The organism is Neorhizobium sp. P12A (genome assembly GCF_008365395.1).
In the GTDB taxonomy this organism is placed as follows: Bacteria; Pseudomonadota; Alphaproteobacteria; order Rhizobiales; family Rhizobiaceae; genus Rhizobium.
On record NZ_QOVX01000002.1, the window covers coordinates 981,131 to 1,007,089 of the forward strand.

The following is a 25,959-nucleotide window of genomic DNA, read 5'->3' on the forward strand; positions in this document are numbered from 1 at the left end:
GTCGCTGTCAGTCGCCGCGAACTATTGAATAAAGTCGTCTGGGACGGATGCCGCGATGGAGCTGTAGCCGTGGCTGTTGGGGTGCGTGCCGTCGAATGTGTAGCGCCACGGCGTGCCGTCCGCCTTCCACCGACTGGTCTCGGAGGCTGACGCGCCGGAATAGCCGCCCTCTGCCGTCGGGTTTGGATCGAATATCCGGGACATGATGTCGAAGGGTGCAGTCCTGGTGCGGATGATTTCGTTCTTCCGCCCGCGGCTCGACGTCGCGTCCCCGAATGCAAGACCGGCCGTTTGCTGTGTCTCCGTGGTGAATTGACCGTTGCAGACGATACGAGTCCCTGCAGGCGGTGCGGATGGAATCTCGGCAAGCGAATAGGTGAACGTGGTGGGATCGATGATGCGGATCGGAAACGTGCCGGCATAATCCCTCGGAGAAACGCCTGACATCGTGACGTTCTGCCCGTCGATCAGCACGGATGTGTCTGATATCCGCACCGTGACGGTCGTTCCGTCAGCGGTGAGCGAGGAGACCGGCAGGCTGGAACTCGCATCCGGCGTGCATAGCGAATGCACATGGACCACGTCGGGAAGGATGGGCCTGACTTGCTGAAAGACCTTGGCGGCATCGCTGCGGAACTGCGCATCGTCGAGGTAGACGTCGTTATGGACCATCTGCCACCAAATGTGGGTAGGGTTGGCAAGCGCCAGGAGATTGAGACGCTTGCCGATGTTTCCTGTCAGCGACAGGTATTTGTATCCGTCGCCGCCCTTTGACAGGTTGGCCGCTATATTGAGGCCGAGCGTTTCGTCCACTGCCCGCTCGACATATCCCCTGTTGCGGCGATTAGACCCCATGGCGTCGCCATGGCTTCCGGAGCCGATCGAGCCTTCTCCGACGCCATCGCCGATGCTGTCGCCCCAGATGGCGACGGCCTTGTCGCCCGGGTCGTATTCAATCAGCATCTGGCATGGCCAGAAGCCCTGCGTGCCGCCACCCTGGCCGGAATTGAACGGGTTCACGGACGTTCGTGATACAGCCGCATCGACGTCGATGAACGAAATGTTGGTATCGGGACCGCGGCTGTTTTCGACAATCCCTTCATGGCGATTGATAAAGCTGCAGGTATTCCAGGATACCGGCAGCGTCCCGGCAGGCGATGCTGGCCCGAGCTGGTTCTCCGTCACGGTCCAGAGGCCGAATTTGGCATCGGCCGGAATTTCGGGATGGTCCAGCCAGTCCGAAACGATGCTACCGGACGGATTGCTTCCCGGACCGTTGTAAAGCGCCGTCCTTTCGCCCGAAAAGAGATAGGGAAGACGACGCGTCGTCAGGCCTGCCAACGCATCGACATAGCTGACCTCGAGGGCAACCTGAAACCGGTAGGCGTGCGGGAGGTCCACTTCCATGAATTCGCGAGTTTGCGCCGATATCTTCCCCGTTGCAGGCGAAGATGCGGGGGCCTTTCGCATCAAGTAGGTGATCGTGGTGGCGTCGACGATATGGATGGTAAGGGCCGTTCCGTTATATTCCGCCGGCGAGGCACCGAAAATCTCGATCTGCTGCCCCTCGACGAGGCCCGATGTCGAGGCGACCTTCAGTGTGCCTATATCGCCCTCTGCTCTCAGGCTGGTGACCGAAAGAAGCTTGTTTTCCAGAATGAAGGTTGGGATCACGATTTTCGAGCGGCTGAAGGCCCGGGTCTTGCTGCGATGGCCGGTCCTGACCAGCGACGACCATGCGGCGCTGGTATTATAGGTCTGCGTCGTCGCATGCATGCCCTGGCCGAGGCCGCGCACGACTTTCCCCCGGTTGTCGGTTTCCGCAGCCCCGGCATGTTCGGCGAACGAAAGGAAGCCAGCTGTCCCGCTCACCGAAGCAATCGCCGATGAAAGAAGAGCCCGATTGAAATGACGTCGTGAATAGAGACACTTCATGAACAATGCCGCCCGCCGAAATCCTGGAGCTTGCTGAAAAACTGCCACGCCTTTGCGAAGGCCCATTAAGGCAAATGCATGGCAGTTTTCTAGAATGACCCAGGATCGGGCCTTCAGGCTGGGTGCCTACGCGATGGAGACACCCGTCAGCCGCTCGCTGAGGGCCCATAGCCGCTCGGCAAAAGCCGGGTCCATTGCCCAGGGTCGCACGCCGAGCAGTTCGGTCGAATCCGCCGGCACGGCTTTCGAAATATCGCAGTTTTCGCAATAGACCCCGCCAAGACCATCGAGTTGCCGGCTGGTGGCGCACCAGACGGTCGTTGCAGCACCCTGTTCGACGGTCTTCATGTTCCGCTCGGGATCGATGATCGGCTTGCCCTGCGCATCGACATAGCCGGAGGCGCCGATCTGGTCAGACGACAGATGACGGATGAGACCTGTCGTGACGATACCGCCGGGATGCAGGGAGAAGGCGCTGATGCCATGATCCTTGCCTCGTGCATCGAGCGCGACCGCGAAAAGCGCATTGGCCGTCTTCGATTGGCCATAGGCAAGGCGCGGATCGTAGGCCCGATGCTCGAAGTTCGGATCTTCGAAGTCGACGCCCGCAAAGACATGCCCACGCGAAGAGACGGCCACAACCCGGGCGCCCTGCGCTTTCAACAAAGCCGGCCAGAGCCGCGCGGTCAGCTGGAAATGGCCGAGATGATTGGTGGAGAAGTGGGATTCATAGCCGCGCGCATCGCGGGTGAGCGGGTTTGCCATGACGGCCGCGTTGTTCACGAGAAGATGCAGGGGCTGGCCGGTGGCGAGAAATCGATCCGCAAACCCGTCTATCGATGCGGGGTCCATAAGGTCCAGCGTCTCCAGCGACAGTCCGGGGAACGGGGCAATCGCCTTTTGCGCCTTTTCCTGGTCGCGCGCGGGAATGATGACCCTTGCGCCGGCAGCCGCAAACACGCGGGCGGCTTCCAGCCCGATGCCGGAATAACCGCCGGTAACGATGGCCACTTTTCCGGAAAGATCCTGACCGTGGATGACGTTTTCGGCCGTCGAAGCGGCCCCGAAGCCCGAGCCGACGGGCGCTTGTGGTGTAGACATGATGTCACTCCTTATCTGTCTGGAAACAGGGTAGCGTCAGGCGACGGGATTTCGAATGCTTGTAAGTCCCGATTAATTGCGTCATCGTACGGAATGGCCACAGATCCTCTCTCCGATACGCTCACCCTCCTGAATGCACGCTGCATCCTGTCCGGCGGCTTTGTCTCAGGCGGAGCCTGGTCACTGCGCTTCCCGAAGCCCGACAGGATCAAGATCAGCGCTGTTGCGAAGGGGCGCTGCTCGCTCGTTCTCGATGGAATGGAGCCCATCAGTCTGGGCGCTGGAGACGTCGTCCTCTTGAACGGCATGCATCCTTTCGTGCTGGCGAGCGATCTCTCGGTTGAGCCCGTCGATGCCGTCACCGTCTTTTCCGACCGACGCGGCGGTACGGCGCGCCATGGCGAAGGCGACGATTTCTTCTATCTCGGCGGCCACATCGCGCTGGAATCTGATGGAGGCGACCTGCTGCGCGACGTGCTGCCTCCCGTCATCCACATCCGCGCCTCGGCCGATGAGGCAACGGTTCTGCGCTGGCTGCTCGACCAGCTGATGCGCGAGATGGCCACCGAGCGCCCCGGCGCGGGATTGGCTAGCAACCAGTTGGCGCAGCTGATGTTCGTTCAGGCCCTGCGCGCCTATGTCGAGGCGGGCGAAGCGATGGAGGCGGGCTGGCTTCGTGCGATCGCCGATAGCCGCATTGCGCCGGCCCTGCGCTTCATGCACAATGACCCCGGTCGGGCCTGGACGCTTGGCGAACTGGCGAAAGCCGCCGGCATGTCCCGGACGACATTCGCCCTGCGGTTCAGGCAGGCTGCGGGCGTCGCCCCTCTCGGTTACCTGCTTGGCTGGCGCATGCATCTTGCCAGACGTGCGCTACGCGAAGGAAAGATGCCGGTGTCCGCTTTGGCGCTGTCCCTTGGCTATGCCTCGGAGAGCGCTTTCAGCAATGCGTTCAAGCGGGCGGTCGGAATCGCTCCCAAGCGCTATCGGAGCTCTGTCATGGCTTCGGATGATGCGGCCTTCGACGAGGAGGCCGATAATATCGAAAGACAGGCAATGACAGGTTCCGCGACCCGCCTGGCCCTAAAGGTCGCATCATAACATTGCCTGGGTTCAGCACGGAAACATCGCCAAGGAGGAATTGCGATGAAAGCGGAACTCACCAAGGAACATGCGTTTCTGCAGAAACTCGTGGGCAATTGGAAAATGCTCGCCGAAGGCAGCGATGTCGGCACGGACGAGCACGGATGGCTGGAAAACGTGCGCTCACTGCATGGCGTCTGGTTCCTGGCGGAAGGCCACGGCAAGATGCCTGACGGCGCGGATGCATCCAGCGTGCTGACGCTTGGCTATGATCCGGCAAAGGGAAAATATGTCGGCAGCTGGATCGGCAGCATGATGAACCACATGTGGGTCTATGAGGGTGCGCTGGACGCCGATGGCCGCACGCTGCTGCTCGACACGTCAGGCCCCGATTTCGAAAACGAGGGGCAGACGGCGCGCTACCGCGAACATCTTTCCTTCGAGGACGATGACAACAGGACCTTTTCCTCTCATGTGATGACGCCGGAGGGATCGTGGCGCCAGTTCATGATGGTCCGCTATCGCCGAATGGGCTGATCGTCAGCTTAGCGGCTTTCATCGGATATAAGAAAAAGCTCAATAGCCCTGAAACGATTGGGTTTTGCGGGCTTGTCTGTAGGCGGATTGCCCCCTACCATTCTCCTGACGGGCGCTCACTGGGGAGAGTGGTAATGGCGCATACGCATGGCAAGTTTGTCTGGTACGAGCTGATGACGACCGACATGGACGCCGCGGAGGTCTTTTATCGCGACATTATCGGCTGGGGTGCGCAGGATGCCGGCGTGGCGGGCGTGCATTACACCATGTTCACCGTCGACGGGCGTCCCGTCAGCGGCTCGATGGCCCTGTCCCAGAGCGCGCGCAGCATGGGCATCCCGCCGCTCTGGCTCGGTTATATCGCGGTTGACGACGTCGATACTGTTGCCGCCGATATCGTCACCGATGGCGGCGTCGTGCATCGCGCCGCCGCCGATATTCCCGGCATCGGCCGCTTCGCCATTGTCGGCGATCCCCAGGGCGCGGCCTTCGCGCTCTTCAAGGGCATGCCGGACCTGCCACAACCGGCCGCCGCCATGGGAAAGCCGGGCTTCACCGGCTGGCACGAACTCTATGCCGACGACGGCGAGGCGGCCTTCGATTTCTATTCGCGGGCCTTCGGCTGGGAAGAGAGCGGCACATCCGACCCGGATGAGAGCGATGATTACAAAGTCTTCGGGCTGGATGGCGAGGATCTGGGCGGCGTGATGACCAGACCCGACAACATGCCCGTCTCCTCCTGGATCTTCTATTTCAACGTGGCTTCGATCGACACCGCCAAGGAGCGCGTCAGGATAGGTGGCGGCATGATCCTCAACGGCCCGACCGAAGTTCCAAGCGGCGGCTGGAGCTTGCAGTGTCTCGATCCGCAGGGTGCGATGTTCGCGCTTTATGCGCCGGAGCGGTGATGCGCAGATATTTAGCCGTTTTCTATTTTATCGGGTCGGTTTTGTTCACAGTCATTCCTGCATGGGGCGCAGCGAACGAGCGCACAATGCGCTCTCTCGAAGTCATAAGGGAAGATAAATCATGCTATGGCGTGAATCGCGCATATGAAAAAATGCACAACTCCGGCCGATTTACCTCGAATATTTACGAAGTAACGCCCAATGACGGTCGCAGGCTGTACCTGCAAATGCACGAAGTCGATCAGTATTACTTTGTATAGATCGGGGACGAGCTTTGGCAGAGATACAAACGAACCCCGATTCGAACGACGATCGATAACCGCACTGATCGTCCGATCTTTACGGCGTGCCGCTTCCAAGGGGTCGAAGATATCAACGGTGAGCCAGCGCTGCGTTATGGGGCGGATTGGCAAAGGAACGGTTGGCAAGCTTCCATCGACATATGGATATCGAAAGCTTCCGGAAAGTTCATCCAAACTCTTAGTCAATATCGACAGGGGCACGGCGAATTTTCGTTCCCTAAAGCCCTTCAAATCATGGATTATGATCGCAGTCATGCCGCCGAGCCGCTAAAGTAGATACAACGGTCAGGTGTTAATTTCAAAAGTGAAGTCACCTGCAGCACTGCCGGTATGAGGCTCAGACCCGGCCCAAGGGTAGGGTTTAACCCTACCGCTTCAAGCTCCCCAAAATCCCGCGCACCAAAGCCCGTCCCACCTGCGTCGCCACGGTCCGCGCGACGCTCTTCATCGCCGCTTCCACGATCGTTTCGCGCTGGTAGCCGGAGCGACCACGAGGCTGGTTTTTCGAGGCGGCCTGATCGTCATTGCCGAAGCCCGGAAGGGTCCAGCGGCTGCCGGCATTGCCGGATTGCTGCTCTTCCGCCTGCTTGGCGGCATCCTGCTCGGCCGCCTTGCGGGCACGGGCCGTCAAGATCTCATAGGCGGATTCCCGGTCGACATCTGTGTCATAGACGCCGGCAACAGGGCTTGCGCTCATGATGGCCTGCCGTTCCGCATCCGTTACCGGCCCGACGCGGCCGGAGGGTGGGCGGATCAGCGTGCGTTCCACGATCGAGGGAGCGCCCTTGGCTTCCAGCATGGAGACCAGCGCCTCGCCGGTTCCGAGCGTGGTGATGACGTCAGCCGTGCTGAAATCCGGATTGGGACGGAACGTATCGGCCGCCGTCTTCACAGCCTTCTGTTCCCGAGGAGAATAGGCGCGCAAGGCATGCTGAACCCGGTTGCCGAGCTGTGCCAGCACCGTTTCCGGTACGTCGAGCGGGTTCTGCGTGACGAAATAGACGCCGACGCCCTTGGAGCGGATAAGGCGCACGACCTGTTCCACACGCTCGGTCAGCACCTTCGGCGCGTCGTTGAAGAGCAGATGCGCCTCGTCGAAGAAGAAGACCAGCTTCGGCTTGTCGGGATCACCGACCTCGGGCAGTTCCTCGAAGAGTTCCGACAGCAGCCACAGGAGGAAGGTCGCGTAGAGGCGCGGGTTCATCATCAGCTTGTCGGCGGCAAGCACGGAGATTTGGCCGTAGCCCTGCTGGCTGACGCGCATGATATCGGTGATCGCAAGCGCCGGTTCGCCGAAGAAATGCTCGGCACCCTGTTGTTCGAGCACCAGAAGCGCACGCTGGATCGATCCGACGGAGGATTGCGAGATCAGGCCGAACTGGCCCGAAAGTTCCGAGGCATTCTCGCTCATGTAGTTCAGCAGCGCCTGCAGATCCTTGAGATCGAGCAGCGCGAGGCCACCCTGGTCGGCGATCTTGAAGGCGATGTTAAGCACGCCTTCCTGCGCCTCCGATGCATCCATCAGCCGCGCCAGCAGCAGCGGCCCCATTTCGGCGATGGTGGTGCGGACGCGATGGCCCTTTTCGCCGTAGATATCCCAGAAAATGACGGGAAACTGCTCGAATGTGTAAGGCGAGAGGCCGATCTCCTCGGCCCGCTTCACCAGGAAATCCTTGGCTTCGCCCTTGGCAGCGATACCCGACAGATCGCCCTTGATGTCGGCGCAGAAAACAGGCACGCCGGCCTTGGAGAAACCTTCGGCGAGTACCTGCAGCGTCACCGTCTTGCCGGTACCGGTCGCGCCGGTCACGAGCCCGTGGCGGTTGCCGTATTTCAGCGTCAGATATTCGTCCTTGTTGATACTGTCGTCCGGCTTGCGGCTGGCGCCGACGAAAATCTGTCCATCCTGCTGCTGCGGCATCTGTCCCGGCTCCTCGTTTCGCTGCGCGCGCCCACCCGTCGCGTTGAGTTTTATTTTCATGTCATGCTAGTCATGCCATTCTATTCATGTCGTTATAAGCAGGGACTTGGCGAGGAACAACCATTCGCTGTCGAAAGCGAAGGCTGATCTTAATGCCGGGCTTGAGCGGCCCGATAGGTTCAATTACGTTGACGTGAACGTCAAAGAGCAGTGGCAGGAGGCCATCATGAACGAAATCGTAGATCAAATCGCAACGAAAGCCGGCATTTCCCCCGATATCGCGGAAAAAGGCATCGGCATGATGCTCGGTTTCCTGCAGCGCGAAGCGCCGGATGGTCCGGTCACCAAGATGATCGAATCTATTCCGGGTGCTTCCGATCTCGTCGCCCAGTACAACGGCGCTGAAACCGGCGACGGCAGCATTCTCGGCGGCATCATGGGCGCTCTCGGCGGCGGCGGTGGCCTGATGGCGCTCGGCCAGGAACTGATGACCCACGGCCTCGGCATGGGCGACATCTCCAACCTCGCCAAGGAAACCATCGCGGTCGCCCGCCAGCACGCCGGCGACCAGGTTGTCGACGAAGTGGTCAACTCGGTGCCGGGCCTCAGCCAGTTCCTCTGAGCCAAGGCTTATTCAACGAAAAGCCCCGCGGTCAAACGCGGGGCTTTTTGACTTTTGACGCATCCATCCCGAGATCGACATGTCCAGATCCATTCCGTCTCTGCTGCCGGCAAAAGGCGGTCATCAATTCGTCCTTTACGGTGATTCCTGTTCCGGCGTGCCCGGCGCTCTTCACGAGCAGACATTCGCCTCGGTCAATACAGTCGTGCAAAGGCTCGATCCGCCACCGGAATTCATCCTGTTTCCCGGCGACGAGGTGATTGGATTGACGGCAGATGCCGATGACCTGCGCGCGCAGTGGCGTCATTGGCTGGATGTTGAAATGGGCTGGCTCGATCGCGCCAAAACGCCGCTCTGGCACACGACCGGCAATCACACGACATACGACCGGATGAGCGAAGAGATCTTTCGCGAAATCCTGTCGCTCCCGGAAAACGGACCGCAGGGACAGAAGGGTCTGGCCTATTGGGTGCGCCGGGACGACCTGCTGCTCGTCTTCGTTCATACACTGGCGACCGAGCTGGGCGGCGAGGGTCATGTCGAGATGGAGTGGCTGCAGGCCACCTTGGAAAGCCATGCCGATGCCCGGCATAAGATCGTGCTTGGCCACCATCCGGTCTTTCCGGTCAACGGATTTTCGGGAACCTATCAGCGGGAGATCGGGCACGAATATTCGGAGCGTTTCTGGGATATTCTCGTCAAGGCCGATGTGCTCGCCTATGTCTGCAGCCATATCCTGGCATTCGACGTTCAGGTGAAACGGGGCGTCCTGCAGATATGCACGGCCGGCGCCGGGACCGCGCATCGCATGCCCGAAGGCGCCGAATATCTGCACTGCATCCAAGCGGCGCTGGATGAGGAAGGCCTGCGCTATCAGGTCCTGGATACGGAAGGCGCGGTGCGCGAGCGCTTGCAATGGCCGCCCTTGCTCAAGGCCGATAGCGAGTGGCGCGAACTCCTCGCAGACATAAGCTCCGCCTCATTCTCCGGTCCAAGAGGTACGGACGATTTTGTCGAATTCCGGCTGACCGGCAGAACCTCCGGGCAGCCTCATGCGCCGGCCCAGACTATCTTTTCGGCTTTCACACCCGGTGCCATCGCACCCCTATGGCTCGGCCTTCGCGGCGAGCGCCAGACCCTGACCCTGATACTGGGGCGGACGCCGGGGCGCAGCCCGCATTACTGGTTCGGCCCTGATCTTGCTGCCGATCGGGAATTCGATGTGGATGTACTGCTCCATCCGGGGATGGGGCCGGGCGGCGTCCTCTATCGGATGCACGGAGAAAGCGCATGGTCCTCCTTCGAGGCCGCCTCGTCGACGGGGTTGGAGAGTCTTGTCTGGCCCTTGCACTGGAGCAGGGGCCACGGACAGAACGGCCCGGACGACCGGCCTTTCGTAGGGACCGGTTTGCAGGTTTCATTCAGATAGCGGGAGAGACGAATTCGCCCTATCTCTTCTCAATCCTGCAACGGAGGCCATTGCTGCGCGGTGTGAAGGATCGTGAGGATGATCACGATATCGCCGCTCAGCTGATAGACTATCTTGTAATGTTTGTGCGGGACCAACTCGCGCGTTCCGGGAACGCGGCCCAAGCGCCCTAAAAACGGAAACCGCCGAAGTCTTTCCGTGATCTCCGAAAATCTGAGGTCGAGTTCCTTGGCCGCATCGAGATTTTCTGTGGCAATATACGCTCTTATCCGTTTGCGATCTTTGGCAGCATCCGCAGTCCAGAAAAGCTCAGCCATGAAGCATCAGGAACGCGAGCGCCAAGCTGCCGCGTCCCGTTCAACCTCGTCGCCCGAAATGAGGTGGCCGGCGGCGGCTGAAATGCGCGCTTTTTCGACCTTGGCACGGAGGAAGGCGTCGTAGCCTTCCTCCTCTTTTTGCTGCGCGACATAATCCTGCATGAATTCCAGGATGAGATCTTGCACGTCCCGGTGTGCCGTCTTTGCCGCGGCATCGAATTGAGCGTGCAGATCTGGATCGATGTCGAGTTTCAGGGAACCGGTTTTCGGCATGAATGCCTCCGAAAGAAACACGTATAACTATATCGATTTCTCGGCCACCGGCAATCCGGCGCCTTCGCCCCTGCTTTCGCCGCCCTACTTCTTGACCGTCACCATGAAGAGCCGCGGGAAGCGCAGCAGCACCTTGCCGTCGGCAAGCGGCGGATAGGCTTTGGTGATCCGTTCCAGGTAGTCGGCGGTGAAGGCCTCGCGGTGCTCTTCGCCGGCGTGGTCGAGATAGGGGCGCAGGCCGGTGCCCTTGACCCATTCGACGATAGCCGCCGCATTCTCCATCGGGTGGTTATAGGCGGTGTGCCAGATATCCAGCCGCGAGGATTTGCCGATCAGGCGGTCATAGTAGGCCGAAGGCGAGGGCAGGGGCTTGCGACGGACGCTTTTCTTTTCGAAGGCCTCGCGCCAGGGGCCGGCATGCGCCGTCTCCTCCATCATCAAATGGCTCTGTTCCATCAGATTGTCCGGCATCTGGATGGCGAGTACGCCGCCGGACTTCAGGCCGTCCATCAGCCGGTCGAAGATATCGAGATGGTTCGGCAGCCACTGGAAGACGGCATTGGCGAAGAGTAGGTCGGCCGGTTCGCTCGGCTGCCATGTGGCAAGATCGGCCTCGACGAAGGGTGTGTCAGGCATGCGCTTGCGGGCCGCTTCCAGCATGTTCAGGTCGCTGTCGAGGCCCGAGACGCCGGCCTTGCCGAAACGTTCGACGATGAGTTCGGTCGAATTGCCAGGCCCGCAGCCAAGGTCGATCGCGTGGGTGACGCTGTCGAGCGGCACCTGCGCGAGAAGATCGCGCGCCGGGCGCGTGCGTTCATCCTCGAATTTCACATACTGATTTGCGGACCATGCCATGGGAGATCTCCTGCCTGTCAATCAAAGCAATTGCGGCGCTCATAGGCGCGCCGAATGACGCTTCTATGACACGGCTCGCACTAACAAGGGCCGCGTCAAATTGCGCCTTCGACCCGGCGGATCCGCACCTTGTCAATGCTGCGACCCTTCAGTGCGACCACCTGGAAGAGCAGATTGCCGTCGATGACGGATTCTCCTTCGTGCGGCAGGTGTCCGAGCTGCCAGAGAATGAAGCCGGCAAGCGTCGAGTATCGATCGGTGTCGTCGACGAGATCGGCTTCCACCAGCCTTGATGCGTGGCGGATGTCAATCCAGCCGTCGACCGTCAGCGAGCCGTCTTCGCCCCTCTCGATCGTCAGCTTTTCCTCGTCTTCGTCGGGGAATTCACCGGCGATCGCCTCCAGCAGGTCCGTCGTCGTCACCATGCCTTCGATCTCGCCATATTCGTCGAGAATGACAGCGACCGCCTGGCCGGAATGGCGCAGCTGCTCCATCAGCTTCAGTGCGCTGATGCTTTCATGGACGACGAGCGGCTGGCGGATGGAGCGCTTCGGATCGACCTTGCCGTCCTTCAATATGTCGCGCATCAGGTCGCGGGCGCTGGCCACACCGATGAAATTGTCCAGGCTGCCGCGTGCCACCGGAAAGCGCGAATGGCCGACCTCGACGATATGGTGCTGCAATTCGGCCTCGGGCTTGTCGAGGTCGAGCCAGTCGATGTCAGGGCGCGGCGTCATGATCGAGCGGACGGAGCGGTCCGCAAGCGTGAGCACACCCTGGATCATGTCCTTTTCCTCTGTGGAAAAGACCTGCTTCTCCTCGGCATGTTCGGCGATCAGTTCCGCCGTCTGGCCGAGCGTACCTTGCGGACGCTTGCCACCGAGAAGGCCGAGCACCGCGTCCGCCGTGCGGTCGCGGATATTGCTCGGCGTGATCAGCCGTTCCTTGTTGTGGCGCGCCAACTGGTTCAGCGCCTCGATGATGACCGAGAAGCCGATCGCGGCGTAGAGATAACCCTTCGGAATATGGAAGCCGAAGCCTTCGATGATCAGCGAGAAACCGATCATCATCAGGAATCCGAGGCAGAGAATGACGACGGTCGGATGTTTCGACACGAAGGCCATCAGTGGGCGCGACAAAAGCAGCATGATACCGACGGCGATGATGACGGCGATCATCATCACTTCCAGCTGCTGCACCATGCCGACGGCGGTGATGACGCTGTCGAGCGAGAAGATCGCGTCCAGCACGACGATCTGGACGATCACCTGCCAGAACACGGCATTGACGATCTTCTTCTCGCCGTTCTCGTCATGGCCTTCCAGTCGCTCGTGCAGCTCCATGGTGCCCTTGAACAACAGGAAGAGGCCACCGACGATCAGGATGATGTCACGGCCGGAAAAGCCGAAGCCCATGATAGCAAAGAGCGGCCGCGTCAGCGTCACCACCCAGGCGATCGAGGCGAGCAGCCCGAGGCGGATGAGAAGCGCGAGTGAGAGGCCCGTCAGGCGGGCCCTGTCGCGCTGGGCCGGTGGCAGCTTGTCGGCCAGAATGGCGATGAAGACGAGGTTGTCGATGCCGAGAACGATCTCGAGCACGATCAAGGTCGCAAGCCCAACCCAGGCGGACGGGTCGGAAATCCAGTCGAAGACCATCAATCAATAAAGCTTGGCATCGGCCGGGGCGGACCTGCCAATTCTCTCCTCTGTTCGGAATATGGGGTTTGCTGCAAGGACAAGGCGGCGCGACCGCAAGGCAGGCACGCTGAAAGAAATGTCGCGATCTATGATCGATAAGAAATCCGATAGGCTCAAAAAGGCCCGCAGCAACGATCTGCTACAGCCATCGCCATCCGCATCGTCCGGCGTAAACCGGTCGGGCGTGCGGGATCGGGAACTGGATGGCTCGCTATCGGGCATGGCGCGCAATTTGGCGATGAAAGCCGTCATGTGCAAGGGGGGCGGCGAAAATCCCTTCGCGGAATGCATGGTTGCATCAGGAAAACTCCCGGATGACCGTCTGCAGCACCGACCAGCTTGCCTCCATCCGCTCCGGCACGAGATTGGTGATGCCGAGCAGCAGGCCGGCAGAGGACTCCTCGCCTGCATACCACGGGGAGAGGGGACCGGGCGCAAGCCCGAAAGCAAGCAGGCGCTTGGCGATCTCGACATCGGGCGTTCCATCGGGAAGCCGCAGCACGAGCGCAAGCCCCGCCATCGCCTCGACTGACTGGCCGGGCTCCAGCCATTGCTTGAGAAGATCGCGCCGCTGCGCATAGAGACGCTTCATCTTTCTCAGGTGGCGGATGTAGTGACCGTCACGCAGGAATTCGGCCACCACATGCTGGATGCCGGGAAACGGCGCCGGAGCCAGATAGGCCGCCGCCTCGGCAAACCGCGACGTCAACGCCGGTGGAACCACGATGAAGCCGAGCCGGAGCGCCGGGCTGATCGTCTTGCTGAAGGTGCCGATATGAATGACCCTGCCGCCATGGTCGATGGATGCGAGCGCCGGCGCCGCGCGGCCTTTCAGCTGCAATTCGCTGAGATAGTCGTCCTCTATGATCCAGGCCTTCGCCTCTTCGGCCCATTGCAGCAGAGCCCGCCGGCGCGGCAATGACATGGTCATTCCAAGCGGCGCCTGCTGGCCCGGCGTGACCAGCGCGAAGGCCGCCGCCGGTGCGATCTCCAATCCTCGCGAGACATCCAGCCCGTCGGCATCGACTGGAACGGCAACAGGCGTAATTCCGGCGATGCGCAGGGCTGCGCGGGCGATCGGATAGCCGGGTTCCTCCATCCATCCAGGCCTGCCTTCCAGCTGCAGGGCACGGATGACGAGGCCAAGCGCGCCATTATAGCCGCCGGTGATGAAAATCTGCTCCTCGCCGCAGGTCATGGACCGGGCGACGGCGAGGTAGCCTGCGATCTGCTGCCGCAATGCCCGTTCGCCACGCGGATCAGGATAGCTGACGGGCAGGGCAGCGACCTGCCTTGCTGCGCGGGACAGCGTGCGCGACCATGTCTTGAAGGGAAAGGCGTCCTGTGCCGGCACGCCCATCTGGAATATCCGCGGCGGCGTCGAATAGTCCGAAAACATGATCGGCAAGCTTGGGCGTTCCTCGGCTTTTCGCTCCGGCGGCCTCAAGGGCAGATATTCCGTGACCCGCGTTCCGCCAGGCCCTGAAGTAACGATCAGTTGCGCATCCAGGAGGCGCTCGTAGGCGACGCGCACCGTACCACGCGCCACGCCGAGCTGTGTGGCGAGGTCCTGCCAGGAGGGCAGGCGCATGCCCGGCTTCAGCCGCCCGTCAAGGATTGCGGCTTCGATGGAAAGGCGAAGCTGCTCTGCGAGCGAAGACTTTGCGGTGCGGTCGAGTTTGATGGCGAGATCGGTCATGGCGATCAACGGTACAGGATTTCGAAGCGTTCTTGGTGCTTTTGTCTATACGATTCCGCCTGCAAACTCCGACCGAAATCGAATGTCGGAAGGAACTGTCATGTCCAAGCGAATTTTTCTTGCCGGTGCCGCCGGTGCGATCGGCAGGCGGCTGGTGCCTCTTCTCGTCGAAGCAGGCTATTCGGTCATCGGAACCACGCGCTCGCCGGAGAAGACCAAGAATCTGCGGGCGCTCGGCGTCGAGCCCGTCATCGTCGATGTCTTCGATGCTGACGCTTTGGCGCGGATCGTCGTCAACGCCAAGCCGGATGTGGTGATCCATCAGCTGACGGATTTGCCGGCCTCCGTCGATCCGACCAAGGCGACGGAATTTGCCGCACGCAATGCCCGCATCCGCGGGCAAGGAACGGACAATCTCGTCAGGGCGGCCCTGGCATCGGGCGCCCGCCGCATGATCGCCCAGAGCATTGCATGGATCTATGCGCCCGGCAGCGAACCCCATGACGAGCAGGCGCCGCTGGATCTCGATGCGCTCGAGCCGCGACGGACGAGCGTGAATGGCGTTGTCGCGCTGGAAACAAAAACCCTTCAGTCACCGCCGTTGACAGGCATCGTTTTGCGTTACGGCCGCATCTACGGACCGGGCACGGGGGGCGATGCCGCAAACGGATCGATCACCGTGCATGTCGACGCCGCCGCCCATGCGGCCTTGCTCGCGGTCGAGCGTGGCGAGCACGGCATTTTCAACATCGCCGAGCCAAGCGGTGAGCTGACATCGGCGAAGGCCGTGAGGACGCTTGGTTGGAGCCCGGCCTTCCGGCTGGCGAAATAACCTCAAGACACTCTCATCAGGGATCAAGGATATGACATTTCCGGATCTGCATTTGCCGCAGCCGCAACGAAAGCGTGGGAACCCGCTGCGCCCCGCAATCCTTGCGGCCATTGCTGTCGCGGCATTGGGCTTTGCCGCAACGCGCATCGCCATCGCGCCCGATGTCGTGGATCACCACTCGATGCACGATATGGCGCACATGATGGCAAGCGAGTCATCCGGGGCGGCCGGACGACCGGCGACGCCGATCTCCTGCCAGAAATTGCCGAACGTGCCCGGCAAGTCGCTGACTCTGGCCCTCGTCGACTTCCCGCCGAATGGCTATACGCCTCGCCACCGGCATCCGGGCTCGGTGGCGGCATTCCTCATCAAGGGAACGCTGCGGTCGCAGCTCGAAGGGGAACCGGTGGGGACCTATGCGGTCGGTCAATCCTGGTTCGAACCGCCGGGCGCCATCCATCTCTTCGCGGAAAATGCCAGCAAGACGGAGCCAGCGCAGATCCTGGCGACCTTCATCGCGGACGACGATTGCGGTCCGCTGACCATTCCGGATTGAGGGCGCTGCCGGCGAACCGCCAAGGGGGCGCCGGCATCGATGGTTAGGCTGCGAGATAGACGATCCCGTGCGCGCTGGCGTCAGCCACGATCTGGGCAACGGCCTCCTGCGTCAGGTCCGCCTCGGGCGGATTGCTGGTGCCGGCCGACTGGATGAAATCGGCGACGTCCTTGTCGACAAGCGCGGAGAAGACCGTCGGCTCGGAACCGGGATTGGAATAGGCATGCGTCACGCGAGCCGGGATGGTGATGATGTCGCCGACGCCGAGTTCGAATTCTTCCTCGCCCGCATCCGTCATCAGCCAGACCTTGAGCTGGCCTTCGAGGACGCGAAAGACTTCAGGGCTTGCCTGGCTGTGCGCCGGCGTGCCGTGGCCGGCCGGCACGGTGATGTCGAAGATATTCAGCCAGTTGCCTTCCAGGCGCGCGCGACGCTCAATCCGGTCGCCCAAAATGAAGAAGGTCCGCGCCGGGGCCTTCTGAAGTTGAATGTCGATCTTTTCGGACATGGATGTCTCTTTCTTATTTTTCGAGCCGGCGCTGTTAAACCTTCGTTCATGGTTTGGCAATCGCTGAAAAATCGGAGCGGCCCGCGAATCGGCTGGCAGATTCGGCCGGCATGAGATAGCGATCCGCCTTGACCGGAATGCCACAGGCGCCCGAAACGTAACGTTTTCTGCGTCACGAGCCGGTTGCATATAGGGAATGTCCGGCCGATGAGTATTGCGCTATGCGCATAACAGACTTGCCGTTCAGTCGATCAATGGCGCAATGGCCGGCGGCCGCGCTGGCGAAATCCCTACGAGATTGTCCCGCCAGCGGTTGATCCGCTCGTCTTTTGAGCAAAGGGCAGGGAGCGCCCGCTCAGAATTGCGTTATCACGCTGATCCCGGTTCCCTCCGCCTTGTCGAGTGTCATCAATGCCGGCACTGCCTCCTCCAGGCTGATCCTGCGGCCGATCAGCTTTTGCGGCGCGATCTTGCCTGCCGCCAGCATGTCCAGCATGGCGTCATAGCGCCAGGCCTGCATGCCGTGGCTGCCATAGATCTCCAGCTCATGCCCGATCACCTGGCCCATCGGGATCTGCGGCATCGCATGTTCGCCCAGCATCAGCCCGACCTGCACATGCCGGCCACGGCGGCGGAGATTCCGGATCGAGTTGCAGCAGGTAACGGGATGGCCGAGCGCGTCGATCGAGACATGCGCGCCGCCCTTGGTGATCTCCCGCACCGCCTCTGCCACATCAGCCACATCGGACGCATTGATCGTCGCCACTGCTCCGCACTCGCGGGCAAAGGTCAGTTTCTCCTCGGAAATGTCGATGGCGATGGGATTGGCGCCGAGGGCGCTGGCAATCATGATCGCTGATAACCCGACGCCGCCGCTGCCATGCACGGCGATCCATTCGCCGCCCTTCGTGCGCGCCTGGTCGGCAACGGCGCGGAAGGAGGTGGCAAATCGGCAGCCGAGGCTCGCCGCCGTCGCATCGTCGATGCTGTCAGGCAGGTGCACGAGATTGGTATCGGCATAATCGATCGCGACATATTCGGCGAACGAGCCCCAATGGGTAAAGCCCGGCTGGAACTGGTTCGGACAGACCTGCTGATTGCCGGAATGGCATTCGGAGCAATGTCCGCAGCCGGAGACGAAAGGCACGGTAACGCGGTCGCCGACCTTGAAGCGCATGACGCCCCTGCCTGTTGCCACTACTTTGCCGGCAAGCTCGTGGCCGGGCACATGCGGCAGGCGGATATCGGGGTCATGGCCCATCCAGCCATGCCAGTCGCTGCGGCAGAGACCCGTCGCGCCGACGGATATCACCACGCCATCTTCCATGGGTGTCGGGTCCGGCAGGGTGCGAATTTCGGGGGCAGCCTCGAAGGCCTCGTAATACATCGCTTTCATGGGAATCTCCCGCTTTCTAGCCTTTGACGTAGCCTATCATTTTTCCTGATGGACCCATTCGTCAAGCTGTTGTTTCCGCGCATGAAAATTGCGTGACAGAGGGTAGCACAAGGCGCTTTCTTGCGAATGGTTTTTGTCGGGCAGTTTGCGCTTGACCGCTTGGCAGGCCGGGCTTTCACTTCCCGATAGTTGCAAAAGGAATTTCATCATGTCTGTCGATACATCGCCCCGAACCCCCACCTGGACCTACGTCGACGGCGAGTGGATTTCCGGCAACCCGCCGCTGATCGGGCCGACCTCGCATGCCATGTGGCTCGGCTCAACCGTGTTCGACGGCGCCCGCTGGTTCGACGGCATCGCGCCCGACCTCGACCTGCACTGCCAGCGCGTCAATCGCTCGGCTGTGGCCATGGGCCTGACGCCGCTGAAGACGGCCGAAGAGATCGAGGCGCTCGCCTGGGAAGGCGTCAAGAAATTCGACGGCAAGACACCGGTCTATATCAAGCCGATGTATTGGGGCGAACACGGCTCGGCCGGCAGCGTCGTCATGGTCGACGGCGAATCGACCCGCTTTGCGCTCTGCCTCTTCGAAGCGCCGATGGGCGGACGTGACGGCTTTTCGCTGACCGTTTCTCCCTATCGACGTCCGTCGCCTGAGTCGGCGACAACAGACGCCAAGGCAGGCGCGCTCTATCCCAATAGCGGCCGCGCCATCCGGGAAGCAAAGAGCCGCGGCTTCGACAATGCGCTGATGCGCGACTTGAATGGCAATGTCGTCGAGACGGCATCCTCGAACATCTTCATGGTCAAGGACGGCGTCGTCTACACCCCTGTCGCCAACCGCACCTTCCTCGCCGGCATCACCCGCGCCCGCGTCATGGGCCTTTTGCGCCAGGCCGGTTTCGACGTGCGTGAAGCGGCGCTCACGGTTGAGGACTTCATGGACGCCGACGAGATATTCACGAGCGGCAATTACTCCAAGGTCGTCAGCGTCATCAGGCTCGACGACCGCGAATTCCAGCACGGCCCGGTTACACGCAAGGCGCTGGACCTCTACGTGGATTGGGCCTACGGGCGGAACAACTCCGCAGACTGAGCGCGTACCACTTCTTGATGCGGAAGTCGGGCGACCGCATCAAGACAGGCAGATATCCCTTGCCGGCCGCTCGATCGACCGGTCACGGCCTGACCGGCGTCCCCGATTTTCCGGCAGAGGCGATATAGGATTGTGGGGCGAAGAAAATGCCATCCGCATCGAAGGCTTCGAGATCTTCCGCCTGAAGCGCCTGCCTCACTCTAGGTCTTGCGCCGACGCGGGCCATGAAGGCATGAATGGCCGGCCAGCGGGTGAGGTCGAACTTGATCCAGGGCGACCAGTTGAGGCAGACGAACATATAGGCGTCCGCAACCGTGAAATCGTCGCCCGTGAGATAGGGGCCTTTGATCTGGTCGTTCACCCACCGCAGCCTCTTCGAGACCAACGCGTGGATGCCTTCATGGGCGCCGGCATAGGTCGCATTGAAGAGCAGGGCCATCGGCTTGTGCAACTCGGCGGTGATGAAATTCAGGTAGGACTGAACCTGGCTGCGTGCGAAAGTGCCGGCCGGCGGTAGAAGGGATGAGCCTTCCGGCGCGCTTTCCGCCAGGAATTGGACAATCGCCGGACCTTCCGTCAGCACCTTGCCGTCGTCGAGCACCAGCGCCGGCACATAGCCGTTGCCATTGATGGCGAGATAATCCTCGCCCGTGCTCGTCCTGAACGTCTGCCGGTCGACGTCGATCAGTTCGATATCGATACCCAACTCACGGCAGATGATATGCGGGGACAGGGAGCATGCGGCGGCGTGCATATAAAGCTTCATCGTTTCCTCTCCGGCAGCGCGATCCGAAAGTGTCGCGTCAATATTCATTGGACATTTGTACTGTTTCGCATAAAATTCGAGGGGTCAAGATATTTTATGCGGATCGGTACAAAAATGAAGGATGAGAAGAAACGCGGCCGGCCGAGAGGCTTCGACGCAAAGGCTGCAATCGGGAAGGCCCGCGAGGTTTTCTGGGATCGGGGCTTTACCGCGGCTTCGCTGGACAACCTCAGCGCCGCAACCAACCTCAACCGGCCAAGCCTCTATGGGGCCTTCGGCGACAAGGAAGAGCTTTATCTGGATACTCTGGAGGGATATCGCGAAGACAGCATGGATGTCCTTGCAGACGCCCTCGATCCATCCCTGCCGCTCCGGGAAAACATCGCGCGAGTCTATGCCGGCGCGTTGGCAATCTATCTTCATGGCGAGACCGCGGCCCGCGGCTGCTTCCTGATCGGCACGGCCGCAGCGGAAGCCATTCAGCATGTCCGCATTCGTGAAGTGCTGGGCCGCAGTCTCAACGATTTCGACGATGAGATCGAAAATCGGATGCAGCTCGCGGTCGAGCGCGGCGAACTTCCGCAAAGCGCAGATCCGCAAGCACTGGCAAAGCTCGCATCCGCTGTCATGCATTCCCTTGCCGTCCGTGCCCGCGCTGGCGACAGCCGCGAGACATTGGAGGCGATTGCCCGGTCAGGCGTGGACATGATCTGCGGCCGGGAGCAGGGGTAAGAACCCGATACTCCCGGCAGAAAAGTCTATTCCTGTTCTTTCGGCTTCACCAGCCAGCTGTAGGCCGCCCCCACAACCAGCAGCACGCAGGTGCCCAGGAAGACGGCGCGCATGCCGATGTGGCCGCCGACGAAGCCGCCGAGGACCGGACCCGCGACCTGGCCGACATATTGCGACGAGATCGACAAGCCGAGGATACTGCCGATCGCTGCATCGGGCACGTTGTGGCGAATGACCGCCGTGATGCAGGGCAGGAGCCCACCGAGCGCAATCCCCATCAGGAAGCGCAGGACGATCAGCTGCCAGGACGCGGTCACAAAAGCCTGCGGGATCAACAGCAGCCCTGCAAACAACAGCGCCCCCGATATGACCGGCCAGTGGCCGATGCGGTCGGCGAGCTTGCCAAGCCTCGATGCCGAGAGAATGCTGCCGAGCGCGGCGGCCGACATGACGACGCCGGCGATCATCGTTACCTGCGCCTGGTTGGGAACGATCTGCGCGACATAAACCGTGATGATCGGCTCGATCGACATGTTGGCGAGCATCAAGAGCATGCCGGTCGCCAGCATGGCGATGACAGGCCGCTTGTCCGGAATCGATTTCCAGCCACCGGCTGCCTTCGCCGCCTTTTTGCGGGCGGGCGACTTGTCTTCCTTGATCAGGAAGGTCGTGGCAAGGAAGGTCAGGAAGATCACGGCGCCGGCCGCCAGGAACGTGGTGCGAATGCCGATGATGGGCGGCAGCGCGCCGCCGATCAGCGGGCCAACCAAGTTGCCGGCCATGATGCCCGAGGACACCATGCCGAGCGCCCAGGCGGAGCGATGCTTCGGCGTCTGGCTGGCGACGAGCACCATCGAGCCCGAGGCATAGCCGCCGGCAAGCCCGGTAAACAGGCGAAGGCCGACCAGCTGCCAGACATTGCCCGCCATGCCCATCAGAGAGATGGCGATCGTCATGCCGAGGCTGGCGCGGATCAGCATCAGCTTGCGGCCGTATATATCGCCAAGCCGGCCCCAGATCGGCGCGACGATGGCCGCTGCAAAGAAGGTCGCGCCATAGGCGATGCCTGACCATTGCACGATGGCGGCCTTGTCTGTCACGCCGAGTTCTTCGACATAAAGCGGCAGAAAGGGAAGCAGCAGCGTCATGGCGATGATGGTGGTGAAGGAGCCGACGAGGCAGATCACCATGTTTCTCATCCAATGCGCGGTTTCAGGCTCCGTGGTGGCGCCTGCTTCCCATCTGGTCTCGGTCATTTCCTTGCTCTTTCATTGATCGTGTAATTCACCGTCGCGGTCCCCTGCGCCAGGATATGCCCCTTCGCAGCGGCAAGAAGTTCGGCCCGGTTGAAGACGGGTGGAAGCTTGAGTGCCGAAACGTCGAGAGCGTAGACGGTGAGCTGATATTCGTGGATGCGCCCGTCATTCCAGGGCGGGCAGGGACCCATGTAGCCGCCATGCTGGCCGTTCTTCAGCGTGCCGTCGCCGGCCCCGTTCTGGCCGCGAAGCCCATGCAGCGTGCGCTTCAGCGGCAGCCCTGATTTGCTCAGGCCTTCGCCATCGGCTCCGGCAGGCAAGTGGAGTTGCGAGGCTGGAATGTCAACCAGCACCCAATGCACGAACTCGGAGCGGGGAACATCCCGGTCGATAGTCACACCTTCCTTGTTGAAGTTGGAACGGTCCGTCGGCACCGTCGGGTCGACCAGCGCAAGCGCATAGGACTTGGTACCGGCCGGCCCCTTCGACCAGAGGATTGCCGGGCTCACATTCCGCCCCGGCGCAGACTTGCCTTGCCGCGTCGGCACGCAGGCGGCGTTCTGAGCCGGCAATATGTCGCCCGGCTCCGTCTTGTCGAAATGGACCCTCAGATCGGCGGCCGAAGCGGAGAGCGCGACAGTCGTCGCTGCAGCGGCGATGGTGATGACGCGGAGAAGGCGGGTCGTGCTCTGCATGGTCTTGCCCTTTCGTGTGAAGCGGATAAATGCCGGTCTAGCAGACCCTTTATGCTGTTCATGCGTCGAAACGCTCAAAATATGTCTGAAAACGCTCAAGAGGTCAGAGGTTGATGCAATTCGGTTCGGGCAGCCCGAAGCCGGTCTGCCAGGAGGCGCGTCGAGCGGTATCCCGTGGCGAGCGCCGTTTCGTTGAGCGAGAGGCCGTCTTCGGCAAGCATCGTCTGCGCCGCCGCTATCCGCTCCGTTGCAATCACCTCGCGCAAGCCGGTGCCCTCGTCGGCGAGGCGGCGGCGCAGGGTGGCATTGCTGGTGCCGAGCTCGCTTGCGATCAGCTCCGCCGTCCAGGCACGATCCGGCTGCCAGCGGATCAGTGCGCGCACCCGGTCGGCCGTCGTCTCCGGCTTGACGGGCAGCGCGCCGCGCATGCCGAGCACGATCAGTACCTCCATGATGCGATGATCCATCAATGCATCAGGCAGGTCGCCGGAGGCGATGCCTTCCCCGGCATGATGGATCGCCGCGGCAAGCACGGGATCGAGCGGCAGCGAGAAATGCGGCTCGGCTTTGACGACAGGCAAGGCCCTGGCCGCCCGGCGCACGATATCATCCGGGAAATCGATGAAGATGGCGCGATAGGCGCCACTGTTGGGATCGGGATCGTTGACCACATCGCCCCTCCAGCCGCCCGGCAGCACCAGAACCGTTCCGGCCGCGAACCGCAGATGACGGCCCATGCTGACCACCTCCTTGGCGCCTTCCACGATGACGACGATCGAGGCGCGCGAAAAGGCACAGCCGGCAATGCGCTCGCGCTGATGCGTCACGAAGGTGAAAAGCGACGCAGCACCCTTGATGTCTGCGATCGGTATCAGGGGGCGATTGTCCCTCGCGGCAAGGCGGCTCAGTCGGTCCAGTATCTGTCGGGCCTCGGGCATGGAGGCGGTCCTTTCGGCATGCTCAATTCAGCCCAATCTGGACGATGCGGGAACCCCTGCCAAGCCGCCGCAAGGCTTCATCGGTTGCCTTCTGCCATCATTTCCGCTATAAACCGATTGCATTTTGCAATCAGATTGGATCGTCTCGACGCCGCGGTGCGTTGAGACAAAAACACGAGGAATGCATCATGACATCCACAAGCGATGCGAGACTGGAAACCGTCCGCAATCTCTACGCCGCCTATATCGACCAGCGCCCGGATCTCGTCCGCCCGATGCTGACCGATGGCTTCACCTTCTCGAGCCCGCGCGACGACCATATCGACCGGGCAACCTATTTCGAGCGCTGCTGGCCGAAGGAAAGGGTGTTCAGCGGCTTTCATTTCGAGCATCTCGTGCCCGATGGCGACGACGTTATCGTCGGCTACCGCGCCGACAGGATTGGCGGCGGCAGCTTCCGCAACATCGAAACCATCCGCTTCGAAGGCGATAAGGTCGCTGAAGTGACGGTCTATTTCGGGCGGAATTTATAGTTTGGTTGTTTCAAGCCGCTTCCGTGTTGCTAGCGGCTTGTCTTGAGCGCGTGGGTGAAGGCGTCGATAGTCATATCGATCAGCTGCGCATGAATTTCGCCTCTTGTGCGACCGCCGCCATCCGAGCAAATCGGATCACCGACTTTTTCAGCCTCGGCCATGTCCGACGCGCCGGGCTTACACTCGGCAAACATGCTGAAATGGCTGGCATCTCCGATCGTGGAATAGCTGGCGTTTGGAATGGCTTTGGCGATTTCGGAGGCATCGGCAGTCACGGGGATTTTCCCCGGTTGCGCCAGGTTTACGATCTCGACGGGAATTGAGATCTGCGAAAATGTCTTGAAATCAAAGATATCGACAGGAGCAGGGTCGATCGCCATCGCAAAGCGAATGCGCTTGTCTTCGTTGTCACGACTGGCGGGCCGCAAATCCATGGTGTGAAGATCCACACCGCTTTGCCTGACCCATTCACAAAGGGAGGCATTGAGCGCGTCCGTATCGCAATAGGCGGCCAGGCGTTTAGGATCCATGCGGGCGCCGGCAATCGACAACACGGTGTTGCCGCCGGCGGAAAGCCCCAGGATGCCGGTCTCGTCATTGTCGATGTGCTCTCTGAAGAAAGCGTCCTTTTCGACAGCATTCAGAGTCTCGGTGATATCCCGGGGCCTCAGCCAAAGCTTCATCGTTTCCGCTGCCGATCGGCCAGGGCCGCCATTTCCAGGATGGTTTGGGGCCGCGACGACGAATCCCGCTTTCGCCAGTGGCGTCGCAATCCAGCTTACCGCTTGCGCATATCCCGCGAGGCCGGCGCCATGGGAGAGCAATATGAGGGGAAATCTTCCCTCTGAAATCGGCGAATCGCGCATGGCAGAAGTGCCGGTAACGAACGGGCTTTCACCAAGCGTGACCGACGTTCCCCCTGATTGCGCCGGGTACCAGACGGTGACGTCGAGATTGGTCCCGCGCTCTTCGGAGCGGGCCGAGATCTGGCGCACGCCGACATTATCGCTGGCGCCGGAGGCTGGCTGCACCATCAACGCCGAAAGAGCGATGATCGAAAGCGCGATCGAGATTTTCAACAGCTTCATCGTTTCCCTCAGCAATGTGACGACAGCAGTCGATCTGAGGGAAAACATCGTGAAACTCGACCTAGATCGTAATCGAGGTCGTGCTTGATCGCGATCCTGGAACCGCGGAACTTCGGGCTATGACCGTGCTGACCAGATGAGTCGACGTGGCGGCAGTTTTACCCTACCGATCGGCCCTATGCTGGCGCTTACTTCGGCTCGGCAATCCTACACTGATGCGTCTTGCCATCGGGCAGCGTGAACATCGCACCGCGGCCCTTGATCCAGAACACCGTTTCGCTGTCTCCGGATGTTGCAATGTAACGAGCGCCGGAGCCGGTGGGGCCGAGCTTGGTCACCAGCGCCCGGTCGGCCCAGCTCAGATAGGCAAGCGGCGTCTGCGTATTGGCAAACACGACTGTCATCGGTGCGGGCAGGCCCTCGCAGGTGACGGTATCGGGTCCGAGGCTAATGCCTTTCTTGTCGGCCGAGCGCGCGACCGGATAGATGCCCCTGAGCTCCATGATGTGCTTCAGGTAGCCGGCGACCACGCAATCATGCATTTCGGTCGCGCTTGCGCAATTTTCCCGCGCCTTCATCCAGTTCTGCTGGCTTGCCGCCAGCGCCTTCCGGTCGGAAGCCTTCGGCTTGCCGTCCTGCGCCAGCGCGAAAAGCCGCGTCACCTCGCGGTCGAGGGCTGAAAGCTGGGCATCGCCGCAGACGAGTTCCTGCACCTGGCCTTCCGCCTTCTTGCAATCGAAGCTCGGCGCGGCCGCATGTGCCGGGGCGACCGGCAGGACCGATGTCGCGGCAAGGATCGAAGCGGCGGCGAGCATCCAGCGGATAAAGCTCCTGTGGATCAGGGCGATGTGGCGCATGGGTTTTCCTCCGTCCGCAAGCTGATG

The 25,959-nt window shown here is 61.3% G+C and carries 27 protein-coding genes; 10 read left to right on the top strand and 17 right to left on the bottom strand.

Annotated features, from left to right (window positions below):
• Window positions 1-21: 21 nt before the first annotated feature.
• Both DTW90_RS10810 and DTW90_RS10815 read right to left on the bottom strand, forming a co-directional pair.
• Window positions 22-1,872, bottom strand: a complete 1,851-nt coding sequence (locus tag DTW90_RS10810; protein ID WP_149338143.1) for an SGNH/GDSL hydrolase family protein — start codon at window positions 1,870-1,872, stop codon at window positions 22-24.
• Window positions 1,873-2,061: 189 nt separating this feature from the next.
• Window positions 2,062-3,036, bottom strand: coding sequence for an oxidoreductase (locus tag DTW90_RS10815; RefSeq protein WP_149338145.1), 975 nt, complete (start codon window positions 3,034-3,036; stop codon window positions 2,062-2,064).
• A 93-nt stretch (window positions 3,037-3,129) separates the two neighbouring features.
• Between DTW90_RS10815 and DTW90_RS10820 the strand changes: the two genes are divergently transcribed.
• The 3 genes from DTW90_RS10820 (at window position 3,130) to DTW90_RS10830 (ending at window position 5,564) form a co-directional block, all read left to right on the top strand.
• Complete coding sequence (locus DTW90_RS10820; protein ID WP_149338147.1) at window positions 3,130-4,137, top strand: AraC family transcriptional regulator; 1,008 nt, start codon at window positions 3,130-3,132, stop codon at window positions 4,135-4,137.
• A gap of 45 nt (window positions 4,138-4,182) precedes the next feature.
• Window positions 4,183-4,656, top strand: coding sequence for a DUF1579 domain-containing protein (locus DTW90_RS10825; RefSeq protein WP_132517731.1), 474 nt, complete (start codon window positions 4,183-4,185; stop codon window positions 4,654-4,656).
• Window positions 4,657-4,790: 134 nt separating this feature from the next.
• A complete protein-coding gene (locus DTW90_RS10830; protein WP_149338149.1) occupies window positions 4,791-5,564 on the top strand; it encodes a VOC family protein in 774 nt (257 codons plus the stop codon).
• Window positions 5,565-5,683: 119 nt separating this feature from the next.
• Here DTW90_RS10830 and DTW90_RS10835 read toward each other — a convergent pair whose 3' ends face one another.
• Window positions 5,684-6,121: a hypothetical protein gene (locus tag DTW90_RS10835; RefSeq protein WP_149338151.1), complete on the bottom strand. Its 438-nt coding sequence runs from the start codon at window positions 6,119-6,121 to the stop codon at window positions 5,684-5,686.
• Between the two features lie 112 nt (window positions 6,122-6,233).
• Window positions 6,234-7,787, bottom strand: a complete 1,554-nt coding sequence (locus DTW90_RS10840) for a helicase HerA-like C-terminal domain-containing protein (protein WP_149338440.1) — start codon at window positions 7,785-7,787, stop codon at window positions 6,234-6,236.
• 226 nt (window positions 7,788-8,013) lie between these two features.
• On the opposite strand from DTW90_RS10840, the gene DTW90_RS10845 reads away from it, so the two are divergent.
• Window positions 8,014-8,409, top strand: coding sequence for a hypothetical protein (locus DTW90_RS10845; RefSeq protein ID WP_132517725.1), 396 nt, complete (start codon window positions 8,014-8,016; stop codon window positions 8,407-8,409).
• A 79-nt stretch (window positions 8,410-8,488) separates the two neighbouring features.
• A complete protein-coding gene (locus DTW90_RS10850; protein ID WP_149338153.1) occupies window positions 8,489-9,838 on the top strand; it encodes a metallophosphoesterase in 1,350 nt (449 codons plus the stop codon).
• Window positions 9,839-9,867: 29 nt separating this feature from the next.
• On the opposite strand, the gene DTW90_RS10855 is transcribed toward DTW90_RS10850, so the two are convergent.
• The 5 genes from DTW90_RS10855 to DTW90_RS10875 all read right to left on the bottom strand — a co-directional run bounded on the left by DTW90_RS10855 (window position 9,868) and on the right by DTW90_RS10875 (window position 14,679).
• Window positions 9,868-10,155, bottom strand: coding sequence for a type II toxin-antitoxin system RelE/ParE family toxin (locus DTW90_RS10855; protein ID WP_149338155.1), 288 nt, complete (start codon window positions 10,153-10,155; stop codon window positions 9,868-9,870).
• A 6-nt stretch (window positions 10,156-10,161) separates the two neighbouring features.
• The gene (locus tag DTW90_RS10860) at window positions 10,162-10,428 is read right to left on the bottom strand and encodes an antitoxin of toxin-antitoxin stability system (protein WP_149338157.1); all 267 of its coding nucleotides are present in this window, start codon (window positions 10,426-10,428) and stop codon (window positions 10,162-10,164) included.
• Window positions 10,429-10,512: 84 nt separating this feature from the next.
• Entirely contained in the window at window positions 10,513-11,283 is a 771-nt protein-coding gene (tam, locus tag DTW90_RS10865) for a trans-aconitate 2-methyltransferase (protein WP_149338159.1), read from the bottom strand.
• 95 nt (window positions 11,284-11,378) lie between these two features.
• Window positions 11,379-12,938, bottom strand: a complete 1,560-nt coding sequence (locus DTW90_RS10870) for a TerC family protein (RefSeq protein ID WP_149338161.1) — start codon at window positions 12,936-12,938, stop codon at window positions 11,379-11,381.
• 340 nt (window positions 12,939-13,278) lie between these two features.
• Entirely contained in the window at window positions 13,279-14,679 is a 1,401-nt protein-coding gene (locus DTW90_RS10875) for a PLP-dependent aminotransferase family protein (RefSeq protein WP_149338163.1), read from the bottom strand.
• A gap of 100 nt (window positions 14,680-14,779) precedes the next feature.
• Between DTW90_RS10875 and DTW90_RS10880 the strand changes: the two genes are divergently transcribed.
• Window positions 14,780-15,511, top strand: a complete 732-nt coding sequence (locus DTW90_RS10880; RefSeq protein ID WP_149338165.1) for an NAD(P)-dependent oxidoreductase — start codon at window positions 14,780-14,782, stop codon at window positions 15,509-15,511.
• A 31-nt stretch (window positions 15,512-15,542) separates the two neighbouring features.
• Window positions 15,543-16,067 (top strand): cupin domain-containing protein, encoded by a 525-nt coding sequence (locus DTW90_RS10885; protein ID WP_188079914.1) that lies wholly within the window; start codon window positions 15,543-15,545, stop codon window positions 16,065-16,067.
• 43 nt (window positions 16,068-16,110) lie between these two features.
• Here the strand turns inward: DTW90_RS10885 and DTW90_RS10890 are convergent, their stop codons facing one another.
• The gene (locus DTW90_RS10890) at window positions 16,111-16,575 is read right to left on the bottom strand and encodes a cupin domain-containing protein (RefSeq protein WP_149338167.1); all 465 of its coding nucleotides are present in this window, start codon (window positions 16,573-16,575) and stop codon (window positions 16,111-16,113) included.
• A gap of 355 nt (window positions 16,576-16,930) precedes the next feature.
• Window positions 16,931-17,971 (bottom strand): zinc-dependent alcohol dehydrogenase family protein, encoded by a 1,041-nt coding sequence (locus DTW90_RS10895; RefSeq protein ID WP_149338169.1) that lies wholly within the window; start codon window positions 17,969-17,971, stop codon window positions 16,931-16,933.
• A gap of 208 nt (window positions 17,972-18,179) precedes the next feature.
• Between DTW90_RS10895 and DTW90_RS10900 the strand changes: the two genes are divergently transcribed.
• Window positions 18,180-19,067, top strand: a complete 888-nt coding sequence (locus DTW90_RS10900) for a branched-chain amino acid aminotransferase (RefSeq protein WP_149338171.1) — start codon at window positions 18,180-18,182, stop codon at window positions 19,065-19,067.
• Window positions 19,068-19,149: 82 nt separating this feature from the next.
• Here DTW90_RS10900 and gstA read toward each other — a convergent pair whose 3' ends face one another.
• A complete protein-coding gene (gene gstA, locus DTW90_RS10905) occupies window positions 19,150-19,833 on the bottom strand; it encodes a glutathione transferase GstA (RefSeq protein ID WP_149338173.1) in 684 nt (227 codons plus the stop codon).
• Between the two features lie 114 nt (window positions 19,834-19,947).
• Here gstA and DTW90_RS10910 point away from each other — a divergent pair, with 114 nt between their 5' ends.
• Window positions 19,948-20,565, top strand: a complete 618-nt coding sequence (locus tag DTW90_RS10910) for a TetR/AcrR family transcriptional regulator (protein WP_149338175.1) — start codon at window positions 19,948-19,950, stop codon at window positions 20,563-20,565.
• Between the two features lie 26 nt (window positions 20,566-20,591).
• Here DTW90_RS10910 and DTW90_RS10915 read toward each other — a convergent pair whose 3' ends face one another.
• The 3 genes from DTW90_RS10915 to DTW90_RS10925 form a co-directional block, all read right to left on the bottom strand.
• Complete coding sequence (locus DTW90_RS10915; RefSeq protein ID WP_149338177.1) at window positions 20,592-21,821, bottom strand: multidrug efflux MFS transporter; 1,230 nt, start codon at window positions 21,819-21,821, stop codon at window positions 20,592-20,594.
• Window positions 21,818-22,516 carry a YbhB/YbcL family Raf kinase inhibitor-like protein gene (locus tag DTW90_RS10920; RefSeq protein WP_149338179.1) on the bottom strand — a complete coding sequence of 233 codons (699 nt, stop codon included), beginning with the start codon at window positions 22,514-22,516 and terminating at the stop codon, window positions 21,818-21,820. The genes DTW90_RS10915 and DTW90_RS10920 overlap by 4 nt, the downstream gene beginning before the upstream one ends.
• 95 nt (window positions 22,517-22,611) lie before the next feature.
• Entirely contained in the window at window positions 22,612-23,454 is an 843-nt protein-coding gene (locus DTW90_RS10925) for a helix-turn-helix domain-containing protein (protein ID WP_149338181.1), read from the bottom strand.
• 188 nt (window positions 23,455-23,642) lie between these two features.
• Between DTW90_RS10925 and DTW90_RS10930 the strand changes: the two genes are divergently transcribed.
• The gene (locus DTW90_RS10930) at window positions 23,643-23,987 is read left to right on the top strand and encodes a nuclear transport factor 2 family protein (protein ID WP_149338183.1); all 345 of its coding nucleotides are present in this window, start codon (window positions 23,643-23,645) and stop codon (window positions 23,985-23,987) included.
• A gap of 29 nt (window positions 23,988-24,016) precedes the next feature.
• Here the strand turns inward: DTW90_RS10930 and DTW90_RS10935 are convergent, their stop codons facing one another.
• The gene (locus tag DTW90_RS10935) at window positions 24,017-25,075 is read right to left on the bottom strand and encodes an alpha/beta fold hydrolase (RefSeq protein ID WP_149338444.1); all 1,059 of its coding nucleotides are present in this window, start codon (window positions 25,073-25,075) and stop codon (window positions 24,017-24,019) included.
• 188 nt (window positions 25,076-25,263) lie between these two features.
• Window positions 25,264-25,932, bottom strand: coding sequence for an MliC family protein (locus tag DTW90_RS10940; protein ID WP_149338184.1), 669 nt, complete (start codon window positions 25,930-25,932; stop codon window positions 25,264-25,266).
• Window positions 25,933-25,959 lie beyond the last annotated feature (27 nt).